Annotated in this window: 18 protein-coding genes and 1 pseudogene; 10 read left to right on the top strand and 9 right to left on the bottom strand. The window is 71.5% G+C overall.

All coding sequences use genetic code 11. The features are described 5' to 3' along the window. Positions 1 to 40: 40 nt before the first annotated feature. Positions 41 to 559, top strand: a complete 519-nt coding sequence (locus tag OHS82_RS32735) for a SixA phosphatase family protein (RefSeq protein ID WP_057582292.1) — start codon at positions 41 to 43, stop codon at positions 557 to 559. Between the two features lie 131 nt (positions 560 to 690). Here the strand turns inward: OHS82_RS32735 and serB are convergent, their stop codons facing one another. Both serB and OHS82_RS32745 read right to left on the bottom strand, forming a co-directional pair. Continuing rightward, complete coding sequence (gene serB, locus OHS82_RS32740; RefSeq protein ID WP_057582293.1) at positions 691 to 1905, bottom strand: phosphoserine phosphatase SerB; 1215 nt, start codon at positions 1903 to 1905, stop codon at positions 691 to 693. A 297-nt stretch (positions 1906 to 2202) separates the two neighbouring features. After that, entirely contained in the window at positions 2203 to 4164 is a 1962-nt protein-coding gene (locus OHS82_RS32745; RefSeq protein ID WP_328435082.1) for a streptophobe family protein, read from the bottom strand. A 246-nt stretch (positions 4165 to 4410) separates the two neighbouring features. Between OHS82_RS32745 and OHS82_RS32750 the strand changes: the two genes are divergently transcribed. Then, positions 4411 to 6933, top strand: a complete 2523-nt coding sequence (locus tag OHS82_RS32750) for an ABC transporter ATP-binding protein/permease (RefSeq protein ID WP_057582295.1) — start codon at positions 4411 to 4413, stop codon at positions 6931 to 6933. An 83-nt stretch (positions 6934 to 7016) separates the two neighbouring features. On the opposite strand, the gene OHS82_RS32755 is transcribed toward OHS82_RS32750, so the two are convergent. From OHS82_RS32755 to OHS82_RS32765, 3 genes are all read right to left on the bottom strand, one after another. After that, positions 7017 to 7742, bottom strand: a complete 726-nt coding sequence (locus tag OHS82_RS32755) for a transglycosylase SLT domain-containing protein (protein WP_057582296.1) — start codon at positions 7740 to 7742, stop codon at positions 7017 to 7019. Positions 7743 to 8200: 458 nt separating this feature from the next. Further along, the gene (locus OHS82_RS32760) at positions 8201 to 9310 is read right to left on the bottom strand and encodes an S-adenosylmethionine:tRNA ribosyltransferase-isomerase (protein WP_057582297.1); all 1110 of its coding nucleotides are present in this window, start codon (positions 9308 to 9310) and stop codon (positions 8201 to 8203) included. Next, on the bottom strand, positions 9307 to 10005 hold the full coding sequence (locus tag OHS82_RS32765) for an SDR family NAD(P)-dependent oxidoreductase (RefSeq protein WP_057582298.1): 699 nt from the start codon (positions 10003 to 10005) through the stop codon (positions 9307 to 9309). Before OHS82_RS32765 ends, OHS82_RS32760 begins: the two co-directional genes overlap by 4 nt. Positions 10006 to 10244: 239 nt before the next feature. On the opposite strand from OHS82_RS32765, the gene OHS82_RS32770 reads away from it, so the two are divergent. The 4 genes from OHS82_RS32770 (at position 10245) to OHS82_RS32785 (ending at position 12855) form a co-directional block, all read left to right on the top strand. Then, positions 10245 to 11390, top strand: coding sequence for a GAF domain-containing sensor histidine kinase (locus OHS82_RS32770; protein ID WP_057582299.1), 1146 nt, complete (start codon positions 10245 to 10247; stop codon positions 11388 to 11390). Further along, on the top strand, positions 11383 to 12024 hold the full coding sequence (locus OHS82_RS32775) for a response regulator (RefSeq protein ID WP_057582300.1): 642 nt from the start codon (positions 11383 to 11385) through the stop codon (positions 12022 to 12024). Before OHS82_RS32770 ends, OHS82_RS32775 begins: the two co-directional genes overlap by 8 nt. A gap of 154 nt (positions 12025 to 12178) precedes the next feature. Continuing rightward, the gene (locus OHS82_RS32780; RefSeq protein ID WP_057582301.1) at positions 12179 to 12424 is read left to right on the top strand and encodes a chaplin; all 246 of its coding nucleotides are present in this window, start codon (positions 12179 to 12181) and stop codon (positions 12422 to 12424) included. 191 nt (positions 12425 to 12615) lie between these two features. Continuing rightward, positions 12616 to 12855 (top strand): chaplin, encoded by a 240-nt coding sequence (locus OHS82_RS32785; protein WP_057582302.1) that lies wholly within the window; start codon positions 12616 to 12618, stop codon positions 12853 to 12855. 114 nt (positions 12856 to 12969) lie between these two features. Here OHS82_RS32785 and OHS82_RS32790 read toward each other — a convergent pair whose 3' ends face one another. Further along, positions 12970 to 13758: a hypothetical protein gene (locus OHS82_RS32790; RefSeq protein ID WP_328435083.1), complete on the bottom strand. Its 789-nt coding sequence runs from the start codon at positions 13756 to 13758 to the stop codon at positions 12970 to 12972. A gap of 153 nt (positions 13759 to 13911) precedes the next feature. Here OHS82_RS32790 and OHS82_RS32795 point away from each other — a divergent pair. The 3 genes and pseudogenes from OHS82_RS32795 to OHS82_RS32805 all read left to right on the top strand — a co-directional run. Then, positions 13912 to 14442 (top strand): annotated as a pseudogene (locus OHS82_RS32795) (ABC transporter ATP-binding protein); the annotation flags it as partial. A 320-nt stretch (positions 14443 to 14762) separates the two neighbouring features. Further along, complete coding sequence (locus OHS82_RS32800; protein ID WP_057582305.1) at positions 14763 to 15194, top strand: NfeD family protein; 432 nt, start codon at positions 14763 to 14765, stop codon at positions 15192 to 15194. 142 nt (positions 15195 to 15336) lie between these two features. Next, on the top strand, positions 15337 to 16305 hold the full coding sequence (locus OHS82_RS32805) for an SPFH domain-containing protein (protein ID WP_328435084.1): 969 nt from the start codon (positions 15337 to 15339) through the stop codon (positions 16303 to 16305). Between the two features lie 64 nt (positions 16306 to 16369). On the opposite strand, the gene OHS82_RS32810 is transcribed toward OHS82_RS32805, so the two are convergent. From OHS82_RS32810 to OHS82_RS32820, 3 genes are all read right to left on the bottom strand, one after another. After that, positions 16370 to 16876, bottom strand: coding sequence for an HNH endonuclease (locus OHS82_RS32810; protein WP_057582307.1), 507 nt, complete (start codon positions 16874 to 16876; stop codon positions 16370 to 16372). A gap of 197 nt (positions 16877 to 17073) precedes the next feature. Continuing rightward, positions 17074 to 17613: a YbhB/YbcL family Raf kinase inhibitor-like protein gene (locus OHS82_RS32815; RefSeq protein ID WP_057582308.1), complete on the bottom strand. Its 540-nt coding sequence runs from the start codon at positions 17611 to 17613 to the stop codon at positions 17074 to 17076. Between the two features lie 42 nt (positions 17614 to 17655). Continuing rightward, on the bottom strand, positions 17656 to 18438 hold the full coding sequence (locus OHS82_RS32820) for a sporulation protein (protein ID WP_057582309.1): 783 nt from the start codon (positions 18436 to 18438) through the stop codon (positions 17656 to 17658). 155 nt (positions 18439 to 18593) lie between these two features. On the opposite strand from OHS82_RS32820, the gene OHS82_RS32825 reads away from it, so the two are divergent. After that, positions 18594 to 19235 (top strand): DNA-3-methyladenine glycosylase, encoded by a 642-nt coding sequence (locus OHS82_RS32825; RefSeq protein WP_057582310.1) that lies wholly within the window; start codon positions 18594 to 18596, stop codon positions 19233 to 19235. Positions 19236 to 19436: the final 201 nt, after the last annotated feature.

The raw sequence follows: 19436 nt of genomic DNA on the forward strand, positions 1-19436 counted from the left end.
CCCTGCGCCCCATGGCCTGTTTCGTGCGAAGCTGGGAGTCATGAGCGTCGCAGAACCCCGCAGGATCGTCCTCTTCCGCCATGCGAAAGCCGACTGGCCGCAGGTGATCGACCACGAGCGTCCGCTCGCTGAACGGGGCCGGAAGGACGCCGCCGTCGCCGGACGCAAGCTGACCGACACCGGCATCCCCATCGACCTGGCCCTGTGCTCCACCGCGGTCCGCACCCGGGAGACGTGGAAGCTCGCCGTCCAGGAGTTCCCGCACCGGCCGAAAACCGTCTATGAGGAGCGGATCTACGAAGCCTCGCCGGGCGAGCTGATCGCCCTGCTCAACGAAACCTCCGACGACGTGCACAACCTCGTCCTGATCGGCCACAACCCCGGAATCCAGGGGCTCGCCGACGTCCTCTCCGGCCAGGTCGACGGGGACGCGGGGGAGCGCATGCACAGCCGAGGCTTCCCGGCCGCCGCCTTCGCCGTCATCTCCTTCGACGGCTCCTGGAAGTCGCTGGAGCCGGGCGTCGCCACGCTGCTCGACTACTGGGCCCCCTCCGAGTAACCCGACCGGCACATGGGAGGGCCCGGCGCCGCCGTAGCGCCGGGCCCTCCGTGCTCGTCCGCGCCCGTCACTGCGGGCCGGTGTACTCGGCCGATCGGATTCCGAACGGATGTGCCCTCGCGAGGGTCGGGCTACTGCTCGTCGTGCATCTCGGCGGCCTCGACCTCTTCGCGGGTGATGCCGAGCAGATACAGGACGGTGTCCAGGAAAGGCACGTTCACCGCCGTGTGCGCGGCCTCGCGCACCACCGGCTTCGCGTTGAAGGCGACTCCCAGTCCGGCCGCGTTCAGCATGTCCAGGTCGTTGGCGCCGTCGCCGATCGCCACGGTCTGCGACAGCGGCACACCGGCCTCGGCGGCGAACCGGCGCAGCAGCCGCGCCTTGCCCGCGCGGTCGACGATCTCGCCCGTCACCCGGCCGGTCAGCTTCCCGTCGACGATCTCCAGCGTGTTGGCCTGGGCGAAGTCCAGCCCCAGCCGGTCCTGCAGATCGTCCGTGACCTGGGTGAATCCGCCGGAGACGACGCCCACCTGGTAGCCCAGCCGCTTCAGCGTCCGGATCAGCGTCCGCGCGCCGGGGGTCAGCCGCACCTCGGCGCGCACCTTGTCCACGACCGAGACGTCCAGCCCCTCCAGCAGCGCCACACGCGCGTGCAGCGACTGCTCGAAGTCGAGCTCGCCGCGCATCGCCGCAGCCGTCACCGCGGCGACCTCGTCCTCGCAGCCGGCGTGCGCGGCGAAGAGCTCGATCACCTCGTCCTGGATGAGCGTGGAGTCGACGTCCATGACGACGAGCCGCTGGGCCCGCCGGTACAGACCGGCGTCCACCACGGCCACGTCCACGCCGAGCGCCGCCGCGTCCGTGACCAGGGCGGTGCGCAGCGGCCCGGCGGCCACACCGGAGACGGCGAACTCGACGGCGGTGACCGGGTACTTGGCGAGCCGGAAGATACGGTCGATGTTGCCGCCGGCCTTCGTGATCTTCGCGGCGATCGACGCCGTGGCCTCCGCGGTGAGCGGGTGCCCGAGCACGGTGACCAGCGACCGGCCGACACCGCGCGGACGGTTGTCGCCGGTGCCGGAGATGATCTCGGCCTGCATCTTCATCGACTCGGCCCAGCTGTGCACCGTCGAGCGCAGGTCCCCCTCGAGGCCGGCCGGCGGCTCGGTCACGAGCGCGCACAGCACCATCCGGCCTCGCGTGACGACCTGCTCGATGTCGACCACGTCGACGGAGTAGGCGGCGAGGGTGTCGAAGAGGCCGGCCGTGATGCCCGGCCTGTCCTTGCCGAAGATCTTGACAAGGAGCGTGGGCACGTCAGAGGACGAAGTCTGCAAAGCGCTCATGGTGTACCCACCGTATCCGGCACCCAGTGCCGCCCGCCGCTCAGGTCCGCCTGACGGACAGCGAACGGTTCGCGTCTCCCGGACGACGCCCCGGCCCATGCTCCGGCCGATGCCCAGGCCGATGCTCTGGACGACGCCCAGGCCGTCGCTCGGGCCGACGCCCGCCTCGGCGAACGGCGACGCTCCGTCCGCCCCACGCCGGTGCCCCCGCCCCGACCGCTCGGGCCCGGGGCGGCCCCGTCCCGCCCCGCTTCGCCGGTCCCGCCCGCCCGTCGGGCGCCGGGGGCGGCCCCTTCCTCACCGGGGTCCCCGCGGTGTCCTCGGCCCCCGGGGCGGCGCAGGCGGCGGGGGAGGCGGTGGCGGCGGCGGGCCGTCCTCCGGTCCCGTCGGCGGGCGCTCGCCCGCGCGCGGACCGGGGCGCGGGCCCGCAGGCCGTCGGGGTGAGCGGGGCGAGGGACCCAGGGGGCGGACGACGGTCGGGGCGCCGTAGACGTCGTCAGGCCCGGGCGGCGGTTCGTCCCGCCGTGAACTGCCGTAGGGCCCCGACGGCCCGGCCCCGCCCTCCCGGGTGGCCCCCGGCCGCGCGTCCTCCGGTGCCCTCGGCTCCTGCGGGTCCCTGAGCTCGTCCGGAACGCGCAGGTAGGGATTGGTCGCCGGGTTCGGCGGCCGGTACGACCCGCTCGGCGCGTACGGTCCGGCCGGGTCACCCGCGTCTCCCGGAGATCCGTAATCCTGCCGACCCCTGCCCGCCGCGTGCGCCGTCGGCCGCGTGCGCCCCGCGTCACCCCGTGCCGTCTCCGCCGCCCACGCCCACCGTCCCGCGGCCCCCGTGAGCCGGGCCAACAGCGCCCCGGCGGCGCCCGCCCCCGCCCCCCACGCGCCGCCCAGCAGCAGTGCCGTGCCCGGCCGCCCGTGCAGCTGGACACCGGCCCCGAACGCGTCGAACCCGAGCACGGAGAGCGAGGCGTTCACGGACACCCCCGTCAGCCGGACGAGCAGGAACAACGCCAGGGCCGTCACGACCCCCAGCCGCAGGGCGCAGCGCGCCACGAAACCGCCGACGCCGACCTGCCCCGCCCCCGCGCCGGCCTCCACCGCGCCCACCGCCCCCACCGCGCCCATCGTGCCCGCCCCGCCCGCTGCCCCGGCTGCCTCCACCGGCGTCCGTACGGCCGTCAGCACCCCCGCCAGCAGCATCATCAGTGCCGTGGCCACTCCCAGCAGCCACACCCGTCCGTCCAGCTCCGCGAGGCGGCTCAGGGTCACCGGCTGTTCGGTGCCGGCCCGCAGGAGGTCGTCGAGGGGGTGCGGGAGCAGGCTCGTCAGCGCACCCGTGGCCCGGCCGTCCCACGGGACGAACAGGCCGAGCGGAACCCCCAGCCAGACCCCGTTCGGTGCGCCGAGCAGCGCCGCTCCCGCTATCCGCCGGGGATGGTCGTCGCCGACCGCCGCGTACGCCGCCGCGGCGGACCCGGCCGCCACGGCCACCAGCAGCACGGTGACGACGGCCGACGCCGCCGGACGCACCACCCGGTGCACCGGCTCCCAGCCGCGCGGCAACGGCGTCCGGCGTGAGGCCAGCAGAGCGATCAGCAGGATGCCGAGCGACCAGCCGAGGCCGCCGAGCAGCGTGGGCGCCGTGTCGACGCGGAAGCCGACCGCGGCCCGCGCGTCGACCAGATCGCCGAGCCGATCGGGCAGCAGACCCCCGATGTCCCCGAGACCCGGAACCTCGAGACCGCCCCCGCCGCCTCCGGGAAGGTCGTCAAGGCCCAGTGCGCCCCCGTCGAGCGTGATGACGTCGTGCCCCGCCCAGGCGAGTCCGCCGAGCATCGCCACGAAGAGCGCGACCACCGAGCCCACCCGTGCGAGGAGTTCGGCCGGGGCGATCGCAACTCCGGCCCCGCGCAGGGACCGCAGGAAGAACCAGGACAGCAGCAGCGCGCCCACCAGGCTCACCCCCAATGGCGTGATCTCGATGGCCGTGGTCGTCTGCGCGCCGGTGAGACCGAAAGCGGACACGTCACCCGACGGCGTCACCGAGCCGCCGGCGCCCAGGACCACCACCGCGGCCGTCATCGGGCCCAACGACCCGGCGGAGTCCGCCTCCAGCAGATGCAGGCCCAGCGCCGCCGTGCCCGCCATGGCGATCAACGCCCAGCTCACCGCGGCGATCGCGGCCAGCAGCACGTCCAGCCACGGCACGCCCCCGGCGTCCACCGTCTTCCCACGGCCGCCGACATCCGTACCGGAACCCATGCAGACCCCCCGATCCGCAGCGCGGGGCGGGCGAAGATCGCCGCTTCCGTCCCCCTCGCGTGCGTTTACCACTCTCCGGCCCGTTTTCAACCCCGTCAACGTCAACGGCCGATGCGTCCGCGCACGCTCTTCACAAGGCCCGACTTTCGGTCAGGGGGCCGCTACTGAAATAGTTCCCCCCGATGTTCGACATCCCTAGACTCCCCGTTGATGGGGCTACTCGGGGGACAACTCAGTGGGGCTGGAGTGCCGGAACTCGTACTGGAATTGAACGGACGCACCTGGACGCTCGATCCGTCCAGGTCTTACACCCTCGGACGGGATCCGCAGGGGGACATCGTCCTGGAGGACGCCAGGGTCTCCTGGCGTCACGCCACGGTCAGCTTCAACGGCCGCAGTTGGGTCGTCGAGGACCACGGCAGCACCAACGGCACGTTCGCGCAGGGGCAGCGGATCCACCAACTGGAGGTCGGTCCCGGCTCGGCGCTGCATCTGGGCAACGCGACCGACGGGCCGCGGCTGAGCCTTGCGGGGGCGCAGGCGCCCGCCGCGCAGCCCCAGCAGCCGTACGCGGCGCAGGCCGCGAACCCGGGCTGGGCCCAGCAGGCCGCGCCGCAGCCGCAGGCCGGGCAGGCCGGGTGGCCGCCGCCGCAGCCGGGGGCGCACGTCCCGCAGCAGCAGGGCGCGGGCGAGCCGTACGCGCAGAGCGGGCCCGGTGGAGGCGCGGGGGCGCCGCCGGTCTACGGCGATCGCAGCCCGACCACGTTCCACCAGTTCTCCCTCGGCCGCGTGATGCGCATCGGCCGTGCGCTGGAGAACGAACTGGTCGTCTCCGACCTGCAGGTGTCCCGTCACCACGCCGAGTTCCACTCGACGCCCGACGGCCGGATGGAGATCCGCGACCTCGGCTCGCACAACGGCACCTACGTCAACGGCCAGCCGATCCCGAAGGGCGGCTCGGTCCAGCTCGGTCCGACCGACGTAGTCGGCGTCGGCCACTCGACGTTCCGGATCATCGGCGACCGGCTCGAGGAGTTCGTCGACACCGGTGAGGTCTCCTTCTCCGCCCGCCACCTGACCGTCACGGTCGACGGCGGCAAGCAGATCCTCAAGGACGTCTCCTTCGGCGTCCCGGAGAAGTCGCTGATCGCGGTCATCGGACCGTCCGGTTCCGGAAAGTCGACGCTGCTCAAGGCGCTGACCGGCTACCGGCCCGCCAACCAGGGCGACGTCCTCTACGACAACCGCAACCTCTACAAGCAGTTCGCCGAGCTGCGCCAGCGCATCGGTCTGGTCCCGCAGGACGACATCCTGCACAAGGAGCTGACCGTCAAGAAGGCCCTGAAGTACGCGGCCAAGCTGCGCTTCCCGGCCGACACCACGCCCGCCGAGCGCGAGTCCCGCATCGACGAGGTGCTGCGCGAGCTGAAGCTGGACATCCACAAGGAGAAGAAGGTCACCTCCCTCTCCGGTGGCCAGCGCAAGCGCGTCTCGGTGGCCCTGGAGCTGCTCACCAAGCCGTCGCTGATCTTCCTGGACGAGCCGACGTCCGGCCTCGACCCGGGCATGGACCGCGATGTCATGCAGCTGCTGCGCGGTCTCGCCGACGACGGCCGCACGGTCCTCGTCGTCACGCACTCGGTGGCCGAACTCGCGATCTGCGACAAGCTGCTGGTGATGGCGCCGGGCGGTGCGGTCGCCTACTTCGGCCCGCCCGAGGAGGCACTGAACTTCTTCGGCTACGACACCTGGGCCGATGTCTTCTCCGCCTTCGAGAACTACCGCGACTACGACTGGGCGGGCCGCTGGAAGGGCTCGCAGCACTACCAGATGTACGCCGCGGACATCGACGCCATCGCGCCGCAGTCCGTACAGATGCCGCCGATGCAGGCGATGAAGCCGCCGAAGCCGCAGGGCTGGATGTCCCAGTTCGTCACCCTGGTGCGCCGCTACGCCTCGGTGATCGCCTCCGACAAGGGCTTCCTGGCCCTGACGGTGATCCTGCCGGCCGTCCTCGGCGCGGTGAGCCTGCTCATCGACTCCGGCAACAGCCTGCTGCCCAACCCGGTGAACCCGAAGACCGGCCGGATCATCCCCAACGGCACGGCCACCACCGTCCTGCTGATCCTCGCGGTCGGGGCCTGCTTCGCGGGCGCCGCCAACTCGGTCCGCGAGCTCATCAAGGAACGGGTCATCTACGAGCGGGAACGCGCCACCGGCCTGTCCCGTTCCGCGTACCTGATGTCCAAGGTCTTCGTGCTCGGCGTGGTCACCCTGCTCCAGGGCCTGATGGTCGGCGTCATCGGCTTCGCGAGCCGGGAGATCCCGAAGGAGGGCCTGGTCCTCGGCACCGCCACCATGTTCGAGCTCTCCATCCCGATCATGGCGCTGGGCTTCACGTCGATGATGTTCGGACTGGTCATCTCGTCGCTGGTGAAGACGGCCGAGAAGACCATGCCGCTGCTGGTGATGTTCGCGATCATCCAGGTCGTCTTCACCGGCTGCCTGTTCACCCTGAACGGCGCGGTCGGCGTCAACGAGTTCTCGTACCTGATGCCGTCGCGCTGGGCCGTCGCCGCCGCGGGCGCCACGCTGGACTTCAACAAGATCAGCCCGCCCAAGGACGGCGGCGGGACGGACCCGCTGTGGGAGCACACCGTCGGCGCCTGGAGCCTCGACATGGCGGCGCTCGTCGTCCTCGGCGTGATCTGCGGCTTCTTCGTGGCCCGCTTCCTGCGCCGTCACGAGCCCGAGGTCATGCGCAAGTAGGTCTCCCGCACCGGTTCGGTGCGCGCACACGCCGAAGGGCGGCACCCCTGCGTCGGGGTGCCGCCCTTCGGCGTGCGGGGGTCTCAGTACGCGCTGTCGACGTTGTCCATCGAGCCGTACTTGTCGGCCGCGTAGTTCGCGGCGGCGGTGATGTTGGCGACCGGGTCGTAGATGTTCCACGACGTGCCGGCGACGTGGTACGCCTTGAAGGTCGGCGGGATCACCTGGAGCAGCCCCTTGGACGGGATGCCGTTGATGGCGTTGATGTCCCAGTTGTTGATGGCGTTCGGGTTACCGGAGGACTCCCGGATGATGTTGCGGTGCAGGCCCTCGTAGGAGCCCGGTATGCCCTTGGCCTTCATGATGTCCAGGGAGTGCTTGATCCAGCCGTCGAGGTTGTTGGCGTACCGCTTGACGGACGCCTTCTTGATCACGGCGCGCTTGGCGGACCGGCTCGCGGCCTCCTTGGCCTTGTGCGCTGCGGCGGCCTTGCGCTTGGCGGCCGCAGCGGCGGCGGCCTTCTTCTTCGCGGCTGCGGCCTTCGCCGCGGCCTTCTTCTTGGCTGCCTCGGCCGCGGCGGCCTTCTTCTTCGCCGCGATGGCTTCGACCTTCACGCTCTTGGCGGCCAGCTGGTCGGTCACGTCGGCCTTGACGTCCTGCACGGGCTTGGAGCTGTAGGCGACCCGGGCCGTGGAGACGGCGTCCGTAGTGGTCGTCTGCGCGTCGGCCGGCACCACGGAGAAGGCGAGGGCGGCTGCACCGAGCGTGGCGGCACCGGCGATCGCGATCTTGTGAGTGTTCTTGGGCATGCGGAAGGACCTCTTCGAATAGCGCGGAGGTCGCTCTCTTCGTCCGACGGCCGGACAGCGGGTGCTTGAGGCACGAGCACCGTGGGGCGAACCCACGGCGCTGAGCGACGAGAGCAATTCTTAGCGGCCGCAAAATGCCCAGGCAAAGGTGTGACGTACGATCCCCGATAGTGGATCGGGGAAGGGCAAAACGGGACAGATAGAACCATCTGCCCCGTTCATCGCGTGCCCCTTTGTCTCCTAATGCCCCTAGTACGTGATGTGGGCCCTATGTGCGGGCTCACATGGCGCACAGATCGTTCTCACAGCTGGTTGCCGAAGCAATGCTCTGCGTCAGTGCCTCGCGCCAACGTCCCACCCATGCCTCGCACCCATGCCCGCACCGGTGTCCTGTACTCGTACCCACGCCCACGCACACGTCCGTGTCCGCGGCCGTGCTCCGCGCCCCGTCCTCCGAGTCAGCCCCGGGCCGAGGCGGCGCCCTCCGGGGGCAGGAGGAGGTGCACGTCCCCGAACTCGTGCCACAGGTAGCGCCCGCGCAGCGCCGCGCCGTAGCCGCGGTCGAGCGCCGGCGAGCCCGCCACCGCCTCCAGCATCAGCAGGTGCGACGCCTGCGGCTCGTGCAGCCCGGTCAGCAGACCGTCCACCGCCCGCACCCCGCGCTCCGGAGTGACGACCAGTTCCGTCCACCCCGCACGCGCGTGGACCACCCCGTCCGCCCCGGCCGCCGACTCCAGCGCCCGCACAGCGGTCGTCCCCACCGCGATCACCCGCCCGCCCCCGGCCCGCACCGCGTTCACCAGCCGCGCCGACGTCTGCGGCACCGCGAACCGCTCCGGGTACGGCGGCTCGTGCGCCTCCGCCGACGACACCCCGGTGTGCAGGACGACCGGCGCGAACTGCACCCCCCGGCTCACCAGCTCCGCCACCAGCCCCGCCGTGAAAGGACGTGCCGCGCTCGGCATCTCCGCGCTGCCCGCCCCGTCCGCAGAGGGCAGCGCGAACACCGTCCGGTAGGCGGACAGCGGCTGGTCCCGCTCCGTGTAGGCGTAACGGATGGGCCGGCCGTGCTCCCGCAGCAGGCCGGGCACCGAGCCGCCCGGCGACACCCGAGCCCACCACAACCGCCCTCCGCCCGGACTCAGCGGCTCCTCCAGCGCCAGCCGCACACCCCCGGGCACCCGGACCTCCGCCCCCGCCGGCCCGCCCGCACGCGCGCGTGTCGAACCGGCCCCGTCCGGATCCCGCAGCTCGACGGCCCACCGCCCGTCGTCTCCGCGCGTGGAGAAGTGCACCACCACGCGCGCGTGACCGATCCGCCCGTCCACGGCCGCCGCCAGCGTCGGGGAGGTGTTCACCACGAGCAGGTCCCCGGCCCGCAGCACACCCGGCAGCTCCCGGAACGCGTGATGCGTCACCTCCGTCCCCCGCGACACCAGCAGCCGTACGTCGTCCCGGCCGCGCCCCGGCCCGCGCTGCTCGGCCGGCACCCGCGCCGACAGTTCCTCGGGCACCCGCTCCCACTCCCGGACGTGCTCGTACGGGGCGGTCCCCGCCGCCGGCCTCATCGCCGTCCGCCCAGAAGGGCCGATGCGCCGTACCGCCCGCCGGCAGGCCGCTCGTCCAACAGCCGCACGAAGGCCGCCGCCACCCCGGCCGGATCCGGCCGGGGATCACCGTCGTCCGGGACGGCCGCCGCATACAGGTCCGTCGCCATGTCCCCGGGATCGACCGCCCACACCGCGATCCCCGGCTCCTCCACCCCGAGCACCGCCGCGAGCCGGTCCAGGGCCGCCTTGGACGCCCCGTACCCGCCCCACGACTCGTACGCCTCCACGGCCGCGTCCGAGCTCACGGTGATCACCGCGCCGGCCGGCGCCCCGCGCAGCAGCGGCAGAGCCTCCTGCACCAGCCCCAGCGCCGCCACCACGTTCACCTCCAGCGCCCGCCGCAGCCCGTCCAGAGGCAGCTTCTCCAGCCGCACCAGCGGCTCGGCCCCCAGCGCGCTCGCGTTGTTCACCAGCAGGTCGCAGCCGCCGAGCCGCCCGGCGGCCGCCACCAGCCCGATCCGGTGCCCCGGGTCCGTGACGTCCCCCGTGAGCGCCTCGACCCGCGTCCCGTACGACGCCACGGCCGCCGCCGTCTCCTTCAGCACCTCCCCCGTCCTCGCGTCCAGCACCAGATCCCAGCCCCGCGCGGCCAGCGCCTCCGCCAGCGCCCGGCCCAGCCCCTTCGACGCCCCCGTGATGATCGCTACCGGCATGACAACCGTCCCCTCGTCCGACCGCCTCGTCCGGCGGTGCGCCCACCGTAGGAACGGGCCGGCCGCTCCCGCGTCGGACGCCGGACGCAGCCCGGCGGGTCCCTTCGACGTACGCCCGCGCACCCGGTCCCCGGACCCAGGCCGCCGGACCGAGGACCTCGGTCCTAGGTCTCCCGCCCGGGTCCGCGGCCGTCACAGGTCCGATCCGCGCTGTCGGACCCCGCCGGTACCGTGAGGACATGAGTCAAGGCCCCCGGTCCGGCCTCGCCGCCGTGAGCTCCGCGCTGCTGGCCATGAGCAGGCACCTCGAGGTGCGCGACGTCCTCAAGACGATCGTGGCCTCCGCCCGTGAGCTGCTCGACGCCCGGTACGCGGCCCTCGGCGTCCCCGACGACCACGGAGGCTTCGCCCAGTTCGTGGTCGACGGCGTCAGCGACGAGCAGTGGAAGGCCATCGGCCCGCTGCCCCGCCAGCACGGCATTCTGGCGGCCATGCTGCGCGAGGCCCGCCCCGAGCGCCTCGCCGACGTCCGCGAGGACCCGCGCTTCGAGGGCTGGCCCTCCGCCCACCCCGACATGTCCGACTTCCTGGGCCTGCCCATCCGTGACGGCGACGAGGTCATCGGAGCCCTGTTCCTGGCGAACAAGAACTGTCCGAAGCCCGACGGCGGCTGCGGCTTCACGCAGGACGACGAGGAACTGCTGTCGATCCTCGCCCAGCACGCCGCGATCGCCCTGACCAACGCCCGCCTGTACGAGCGCAGCCGCGAACTGACCATCGCCGAGGAGCGCTCCCGGCTGGCCCACGAACTGCACGACGCGGTCAGCCAGAAGCTGTTCTCCCTGCGTCTGACGGCCCAGGCCGCCGCGACCCTCGTCGACCGCGACCCCGCGCGCGCGAAGGGGGAGCTGCACCAGGTCGCCGCCCTCGCCGCCGAGGCCGCCGACGAGCTGCGCGCCGCCGTGGTGGAACTGCGCCCGGCCGCCCTCGACGAGGACGGCCTCGTCGCCACCCTGCGCACTCACATCCAGGTCCTCGACCGCGCCCACTCCGCGCGGGTGACCTTCGCCGGCCACGGCGTCCGCGCCCTGCCCGCCGCCCAGGAGGAGGCGCTGCTGCGGGTCGCCCAGGAGGCCCTGCACAACGCCCTGCGCCACTCCGGCGCGGAACACGTCGCCGTGACCCTCGGCAAGCGCGGCCCGGACACGGTCCTGCGCGTCACCGACGACGGCGCAGGCTTCGACCCGACGACGGTCCGCCGGGCCGGCCGCCATCTCGGACTGGTGTCCATGCGCGACCGCGCGAGCGGGGTCGGCGGCACGCTCACGGTGGTATCGGCGCCCGGCGAGGGCACCACGATCGAGATGGAGGCTCCTGGTGGCTGACCCAATCAAGGTGCTGCTCGTCGACGACCACCAGGTCGTCCGCCGGGGTCTGCGCACCTTCCTGGAGGTGCAGGACGACATAGAGGTCGTCGGCGAGGCCGCCGACGGCGCGGACGGGGTCGCCCTCGCCGAGGAGCTGAGACCCGACGTCGTCCTGATGGACGTCAAGATGCCCGGGATGGACGGTGTCGAGGCGCTGCGCAAGCTCCGCGATCTCGACAACCCCGCGCGTGTGCTGATCGTCACCAGCTTCACCGAACGGCGCACGGTGGTCCCCGCCCTGCGCGCGGGCGCCGCCGGGTACGTCTACAAGGACGTGGACCCCGACGCCCTGGCCGGCGCCATCCGCTCGGTGCACGCCGGCCACATCCTGCTGCAGCCCGAGGTGGCCGACGCACTCCTGTCCCAGGAGGAGAGCGGCTCGGGCCAGGGAAGGGGCGGCTCGCTCACCGAACGCGAACGCGAGGTGCTCGGCCTGATCGCGGACGGCAGGTCCAACCGGGAGATCGCCCGCGCGCTGGTGCTCTCCGAGAAGACCGTCAAGACGCATGTCTCCAACATCCTGATGAAGCTCGACCTGGCGGACCGCACCCAGGCCGCACTGTGGGCGGTCCGCCACGGAGTGGCCGGCTGAGGTCCCGGAAGGGCGATGCGGAGGGTTAACTTCCGATCCGAGATTCATACCGTCGTGGGAATGTCCCCCGGACGGCGTATCTCCGGGGGGCTCCCGGCCGTTCTCCCGTGCGTGCCGCGGTGACTGCCGCGGCGATCACCAGGAGGGCTCAGAAGTGAAGAACCTGAAGAAGGCAGCGGCCGTGACGATGGTGGCCGGCGGGCTGATGGCCGCCGGCGCCGGCATGGCCTCCGCCGCCGACGGCGCCACCGCCCTCGGCGAGGCCAAGGGCTCGCCGGGCGTCGTCTCGGGCAACCTCGTCCAGGCCCCGGTGCAGGTCCCGGTCAACGTCGTCGGCAACAGCGTCAACGTCATCGGCGTGCTGAACCCGGCCTTCGGCAACCTGGGACTCAACCACTGACACCACTGCCGGTCCCGCAGTGACCTCCGGCCACCCCGGCGCCCACCGTGGGAGGCCGGTCTGTTTGTCGCCCCAATCATCCGAACGAGGTGTCTTCCCGGCCCGCCCCACACCGTCCCGGGAGCTGCCGCGTTGGGCAGCGCACGACCCGCGGCCGGGTCGGACACGCAACCGCAGGAGGAATGCTTTCCATGAACATCGCCAAGAAGGCCGCCGTCGCCCTCACCGTCGCCGGTATCGCCGCGGGAGCCTCGGCCGGTGCCGCTGTCGCCGACGCGGGTGCCGAGGGCGCGGCCGTGAAGTCGCCGGGCGTCATCTCGGGCAACCTGGTCCAGGTCCCGGTGCACGTCCCCATCAACCTCTGCGGCAACACGATCAACGTGATCGGCGCCCTGAACCCGGCGTTCGGCAACACCTGCTTCAACGACTGAGTTCGCAGCCACACCCCGGAGGGGCCCACCCGTCGACACAGACGCGTGGGCCCCTCCGCACACCCCACCCCGGCCGCCCGCACCAACGAAGCGGCAACCGGTCACAGACACCGCTCACCGCACCCCCCGCTCCCGCTCCTCCACAACGGAGTTGTACGCGGCGACCAGTGCCCGCCGGGCCGTCCGTTCCACCGGCCGCAACGCCTCGCCCCGCGCCGCCATCTCACCGGAGGTGACCGCGCCCCCAGGCCCCTTCTCGTACGCCAGGGACACCAGCATCCCCACCCGCTGCGCCAGCTCCAGCACCCGCACCGCCCGCGGCGGATACCCCGGCGCCAGCACCTCCCGCCCCCGCTCGGCCCGCGCCCGGTACGCGTCGATCGCCGCCTCCGCGACCGGCCCCGACCCGGCCAGGTCCAGCCGTGACAACACCGCCGTGGCGTCCCGCAACGCCTCCGCCAGCTCCCGCTCCGCCTCGCCCAGCGACGGCACGTCGGCCGGCGGCGCCTCCCGCACCGCCAGGCAGTGCCACACCACCTCGACGTGCACATCGCCCTCGGGCCCGGCCTCGTACACCTGGGGCACCAGCCCGTACCCGGCGCCGTGACCGACCACCGCCTCCTCCGCCTCCAGCGCCCGCGCGTTGAACTCCGGCGGCCCGCTCAGCCCCAGCGGATGTCCCGGCACGGGCAGCGCCACCCGCAGTCCGGTGACGCCGAGGGTCCGCAGCCGGCCCAGTGCGAGCGTGAGCCCGACCGGCCCCGTCTCACCGGGCAGCCCCTCCACGCGATGCACGGCGTCCTCCCCGACGACGGCGAGGACGGCGTCGTCCGGCGAGACGAATCCGGCCAACAGGGCATTTCCCCAAGCGGCAAGGCGACCAGAGCGCGGTTCCGAAAGCATCCCCCCACCCTAAGGACCGGACCGATGGAACGGGCCGCCCGACCGGTGGCGTAGATTTTCCCGGAGGGGCCGCGCCCACCCACGCGCGGCGGTCCGAGCCACTGGCGCCCGCGACAGACGACCGGCCACACTGCAAGGGGAGACAACGCGCTCATGAGCGATGTTCTGGAGCTTCAGGACGTATCCGTGGTCCGTGAGGGCCGGGCTCTGGTGGACCAGGTCTCCTGGTCGGTCAAGGAGGGCGAGCGCTGGGTCATCCTCGGCCCGAACGGAGCCGGCAAGACGACCCTCCTGAACATCGCCTCCACCTACCTCTTCCCGAGCTCCGGCGACGTCACCGTCCTCGGCGAGCCCCTCGGCAAGCCCGGCACCGACGTCTTCGAACTGCGCCCGCGCGTCGGCATGGCCGGCATCGCCCTCGCCGACAAGCTCCCCAAGCGGCAGACCGTCCTGCAGACCGTCCTGACCGCCGCCTACGGCATGACGGCAGGCTGGCAGGAGGAGTACGAGGACGTCGACGAGCAGCGCGCCCGCGCCTTCCTCGACCGCCTCGGCATGAGCGACTACCTCGACCGGAAGTTCGGCACCCTCTCCGAGGGCGAGCGCAAGCGCACCCTCATCGCCCGCGCCCTGATGACCGACCCGGAACTGCTGCTCCTCGACGAGCCGGCCGCCGGCCTCGACCTCGGTGGCCGCGAGGACCTCGTCCGCCGCCTCGGCCGCCTCGCCCGGGACCCCGTCGCCCCCTCGATGATCATGGTCACCCACCACGTCGAGGAGATCGCCCCCGGCTTCACCCACGTCCTCATGATCCGCCAGGGCAAGGTCCTCGCCGCGGGCCCGGTCGAACTCGAGCTCACGTCCCGCAACCTCTCCCTCTGCTTCGGCCTCCCGCTCGTCGTGGAACAGGTCGGTGACCGCTGGACGGCGCAGGGCCTTCCGCTGTCCTGACCGCCCCCTACGCGCCCTGTCCCCGGCGGGACGTACGGCCCTACCATGACCGTGTGAACGACATCGACGCGTGGGTGTGGTGGCTCGTCGGCGCGGCAGCACTGGGCATCCCGCTCGTGGTGACCGCGATGCCCGAGTTCGGCATGCTCGCGGTCGGCGCCGTGGCCGCCGCGATCGCCGCGGGCCTCGGCCTCGGCGCGGTGGCGCAGGTACTCGTGTTCATCGTCGTCTCCGTCGCCCTCATCGCCGTCGTCCGGCCCATCGCGATGCGGCACGACCGGCAGCGTCCCCGACTCGCCACGGGCATCGACGCCCTGAAGGGCAAGCACGCCGTCGTGCTGGAACGCGTCGACGGCGCGGGGGGCCGCATCAAGCTCGCCGGGGAGATCTGGTCGGCCCGCGCGCTGGACACCGAACGCGCCTACGACGTGGGGCAGGAGGTCGACGTCGTGGACATCGAGGGAGCCACGGCGATCGTCATCTGACCTTGCACAACTCCCGTACGACGTAAGTGAACCGAACACCTCGCGAGCCGCACGACGGTCTGTCAGACTCGACCAGCAAGATCTTCAACAGACATAAGATCTTCCGAAAGCGCCGAGGCGGAGAAAGGTACGGGGAGCCGCGATGGAACCGGTCATCATCGTCCTGGTCATTCTGGTGGTGTTGGTCTTCATCGCCCTGATCAAGACGATCCAGGTCATCCCGCAGGCGAGTGCCGCCATCGTGGAGCGGTTCGGCCGCTACACGCGGACACTCAACGCGGGCCTCAACATCGTCGTTCCGTTCATAGACACCATCCGCAACCGCATCGACCTGCGCGAACAGGTCGTGCCGTTCCCGCCGCAGCCGGTGATCACCCAGGACAACCTGGTCGTGAACATCGACACCGTCATCTACTACCAGGTGACCGACGCCCGGGCGGCGACGTACGAAGTCGCCAGCTACATCCAGGCCATCGAGCAGCTCACCGTCACCACGCTCCGCAACATCATCGGCGGCATGGACCTCGAGCGGACCCTGACCTCCCGTGAGGAGATCAACGCGGCCCTGCGCGGCGTCCTCGACGAGGCGACGGGCAAGTGGGGCATCCGCGTCAACCGCGTGGAGCTCAAGGCCATCGAGCCCCCGACCTCCATCCAGGACTCGATGGAGAAGCAGATGCGCGCCGACCGCGACAAGCGCGCCGCGATCCTCACCGCCGAAGGCACCCGCCAGGCCGCGATCCTCACGGCCGAGGGCGAGAAGCAGTCGCAGATCCTGCGCGCCGAAGGTGAGGCCAAGGCAGCCGCCCTGCGTGCCGAGGGCGAGGCGCAGGCCGTGCGCACCGTCTTCGAGGCGATCCACGCCGGCGACCCGGACCAGAAGCTGCTCTCCTACCAGTACCTCCAGATGCTCCCGAAGATCGCCGAAGGCGACGCCAACAAGCTGTGGATCGTGCCCAGCGAGATCGGCGACGCCCTGAAGGGACTGTCCGGCGCCATGGGCAACTTCGGCCCGTTCGGCGGCAACTCCGGCAACGGAAACGGCAACAACGGAAACAACAGCAACAACGGTGGCGGCAACGAGCGGCGTGAGAAGCCGTCCCTCGACTGACCGCCGACGTGTGTGGGGCCCGCCTTCCGACAGAAGGCGGGCCCCACACACGTACGGATACGGGCTACGCGGCGTCCAGCGTCAGCCACTCCGGCAGCGCGGCCAGGTCGTCCTGCCCCAGCGCCAGCAGCATGGCGTCCGCCGGAGTCGGCTCGAACGGCTGCCGCAGCAACGGCATCTGCGCCTGCTCCGGAGTCCGGTCCGCCTTGCGGTGGTTGTCCTCCGCGCACGAGGCGACCGTGTTCAGCCACGCGTCCTGACCACCCTGAGCCCGAGGCACCACGTGGTCCACGGTCGTCGCCCGACGACCGCAGTACGCGCACCGGTGACGGTCCCTGATCAGCACACCGCGCCTCGACCACGGCGCTTGTCTTCGGAACGGCACCCGTACGTACCTGCACAGTCTGATCACCCGGGGCGCCGGGATGTCGACCTCGGCACCGCGCATCCGCAGTTCGGGGTGGGCCTGCTCGACCACGGCCTTGTCCTGGAGCACCAGAACGACGGCTCGGTTCAACGTCACCGTCGACAGCGGCTCGAAGCTCGCGTTCAGCACCAGCGTGTCCCGCATACCAGCCCACCTCCTGTGTGCACCGGCCCACCCCGTGGCAGGCTGGGACCAACTCTGGCCGGGCACGCCGAGATGGACAACGCAATATCTGCTGCTCCACGGGAGGCGACCCCCGCGACCCCCGGCAACAAAAATGCCCGCCCCTGATCACTTCCAAGACCAGGGGCGGGCAAACGTTCCATGAACGATGAGCTGAATCATCCCTCCGTGGGATCTTCGTACTCACCGATCAGCTGAGCGCGGGCGATGGCGTGGAACCGAAGGTTGAAGCCGACGACGGCGGGAGAGACCTCCGCGTCCGGACCGAGCTTCTCCTGGTCCACCGCGTACACCGTGAAGACGTACCGGTGCGGCCCGTCCCCGGGCGGCGGGGCGGCTCCGCCGAAGTCCTTGCTGCCGTAGTCGTTGCGCACCTGCACGGCGCTCTCCGGCAGCCCCTCGAAGCTGCCGCCGCCCGCACCCGCCGGCAGCTCGGTCACCGAGGCCGGGATGTCGAACACGACCCAGTGCCAGAACCCGCTGCCCGTCGGGGCGTCGGGGTCGAAGCAGGTCACGGCGAAGCTCTTGGTCTCGGACGGGAAGCCCTCCCACCGCAGATGCGGAGAGGTGTTGCCCTTGGCCTGGACCTGGTCGGCCTTGAGCGTGCCCCCTTCCTCGACGTCCTCGCTCGTCACCGTGAACGACGGCACGGGAGGATGGAAGTCATGGGGGAGCGGCCGCCTCTTGAGCTCGGTCACCTGGGTACCTCCTGAACGGTTCTGGAGTCTGCGGTTCCGAGCCTAGAACCAGTTGCGCCTGCTGCCGACCTCGGACAGCCACTGGTTGAGGTACCCGGCCCAGTCCGTCCCGTGGTAGTCCTGCAGACCCACCTGGAACGAACGGAAGGTGTCACTGCCCTCGCTGAACAGTCCGGGCTTCTTGTCCATCTCCAGCACGACGTCCATCGTGTGCTCGTCGGCCACGAAGCTCAGCTCGACCTGGTTCAGCCCCCGGTACTGGGACGGCGGGAAGAACTCGATCTCCTGGTAGAACGGCAGCTTCTGGCGCGTGCCCCGGATGTGCCCGCGCTCCATGTCCGCGTTCTTGAACCGGAAGCCCAGCTGGACGAAGGCGTCCAGGATGGCCTTCTGCGCCGGCAGCGGATGCACGTTGACCGGGTCCAGGTCACCGGAGTCCACGGCCCGCGCGATCGCCAGCTCGGTCGTCACACCGATGTGCATCCCGCGCAGCGCCTGCCCGTCGATCATCGTGATCGGCGTCTCCCACGGGATCTCCAGCCCGAACGGCACCGCGTGCACCGCGCCGGCCTGGAGCTCGAACGCGCCGCCGAGCCGCTGCTTGGTGAACTCGATGTCCTGCTTGTACTCCTGGTCCCCGCTCTCGACCTCGACCTTGGCCTGGAGCCCGACGGACAGCCCCTCGATCTCCTGGTTGACGGACCCGCCCTGGATCCGCACCTCGCCCTGGACGACACCGCCCGGAACGACGTTGACCTCGGTCAGCACGGTCTCGACCGAAGCCCCGCCGGCCCCCAGACTCGCGAGCAGCTTCTTGAACGCCATGACTCTCCCTCTACCTACGACCTTCTGCGGACGGGATCCCTCGATCCCTACAAACGCGATCCGGACGAGGCCGGTTCCGCGTTCCTCACCCTGGCAAGCCGAGTGCCCGCTGACCACCCCGACGCACCCCCCGGTCTGCACTACGCTCGGAGGGCATGATCGCGACCCCCGACCGTACGCCCCTGCCCAGGACCTTCTTCGACCGCCCTGTCCTGGAGGTGGCGCCCGATCTCCTCGGCCGGCTCCTGGTCCGCACGACCCCCGACGGTCCGATCGTCCTGCGTCTCACGGAGGTCGAGGCCTACGACGGCCCGAACGACCCCGGCTCCCACGCCTATCGCGGCCCCACGGCCCGCAACAGCGTGATGTTCGGTCCCCCCGGACACGTGTACGTCTACTTCACCTACGGCATGTGGCACTGCATGAACCTCGTCTGCGGTCCGGAGGGCAGGGCGAGTGCCGTCCTGCTGCGCGCCGGGGAGATCGTCGAGGGGACCGAAGCGGCACGTAAACGTCGACTCTCGGCCCGAAATGACAAGGAACTGGCCAAAGGCCCTGCCCGCCTGGCCACCGCCCTGGGCGTGGACCGGGCACTCGACGGGACGGACGCCTGTGCCGCCGAGGAGACCCCCCTCCGCATCCTGACCGGCGCCTCCGTCGCCTCGGACCAGGTACGCAGCGGTCCGCGCACCGGAGTCTCCGGCGACGGAGCCGTACACCCCTGGCGTTACTGGGTAGCTGACGACCCGACGGTGAGCCCCTACCGGGCCCATGCCCCCAGGCGTCGCCCAAGTTGACTCGCTGTTGGCCTGGGCGTAACGTAGCCCGAGCCGCTTGAACCGGGTACGGCGATCGCCTGCAGCCGGAAGTGGCCAACCCACTACCTACAACATCCCTCAACGGGAGCGATTTCGGCATGCCTGCATGCCTGAATTCGAACCCTGCGGAACTCGATTATGAGTTACGAGGGGAATCGGCTAGCGTAGTGAATGTCGAAA

The sequence above is a fragment of the Streptomyces sp. NBC_00425 genome, assembly GCF_036030735.1.
Taxonomy (GTDB): domain Bacteria; phylum Actinomycetota; class Actinomycetes; order Streptomycetales; family Streptomycetaceae; genus Streptomyces.

What these genes read in the sequence shown, in the direction of transcription:
- serB (WP_057582293.1), bottom strand. Translation starts at nt 1,905, where the DNA reads ATGAGCGCTTTGCAGACTTCGTCCTCTGACGTGCCCACGCTCCTTGTC.
- OHS82_RS32785 (WP_057582302.1), top strand. Translation starts at nt 12,616, where the DNA reads ATGAACATCGCCAAGAAGGCCGCCGTCGCCCTCACCGTCGCCGGTATC.
- OHS82_RS32790 (WP_328435083.1), bottom strand. Translation starts at nt 13,758, where the DNA reads ATGCTTTCGGAACCGCGCTCTGGTCGCCTTGCCGCTTGGGGAAATGCC.
- OHS82_RS32810 (WP_057582307.1), bottom strand. Translation starts at nt 16,876, where the DNA reads ATGCGGGACACGCTGGTGCTGAACGCGAGCTTCGAGCCGCTGTCGACG.
- OHS82_RS32770 (WP_057582299.1), top strand. Translation starts at nt 10,245, where the DNA reads ATGAGTCAAGGCCCCCGGTCCGGCCTCGCCGCCGTGAGCTCCGCGCTG.
- OHS82_RS32760 (WP_057582297.1), bottom strand. Translation starts at nt 9,310, where the DNA reads ATGAGGCCGGCGGCGGGGACCGCCCCGTACGAGCACGTCCGGGAGTGG.
- OHS82_RS32755 (WP_057582296.1), bottom strand. Translation starts at nt 7,742, where the DNA reads ATGCCCAAGAACACTCACAAGATCGCGATCGCCGGTGCCGCCACGCTC.
- OHS82_RS32735 (WP_057582292.1), top strand. Translation starts at nt 41, where the DNA reads ATGAGCGTCGCAGAACCCCGCAGGATCGTCCTCTTCCGCCATGCGAAA.
- OHS82_RS32765 (WP_057582298.1), bottom strand. Translation starts at nt 10,005, where the DNA reads ATGCCGGTAGCGATCATCACGGGGGCGTCGAAGGGGCTGGGCCGGGCG.
- OHS82_RS32745 (WP_328435082.1), bottom strand. Translation starts at nt 4,164, where the DNA reads ATGGGTTCCGGTACGGATGTCGGCGGCCGTGGGAAGACGGTGGACGCC.
- OHS82_RS32825 (WP_057582310.1), top strand. Translation starts at nt 18,594, where the DNA reads ATGATCGCGACCCCCGACCGTACGCCCCTGCCCAGGACCTTCTTCGAC.
- OHS82_RS32820 (WP_057582309.1), bottom strand. Translation starts at nt 18,438, where the DNA reads ATGGCGTTCAAGAAGCTGCTCGCGAGTCTGGGGGCCGGCGGGGCTTCG.
- OHS82_RS32805 (WP_328435084.1), top strand. Translation starts at nt 15,337, where the DNA reads ATGGAACCGGTCATCATCGTCCTGGTCATTCTGGTGGTGTTGGTCTTC.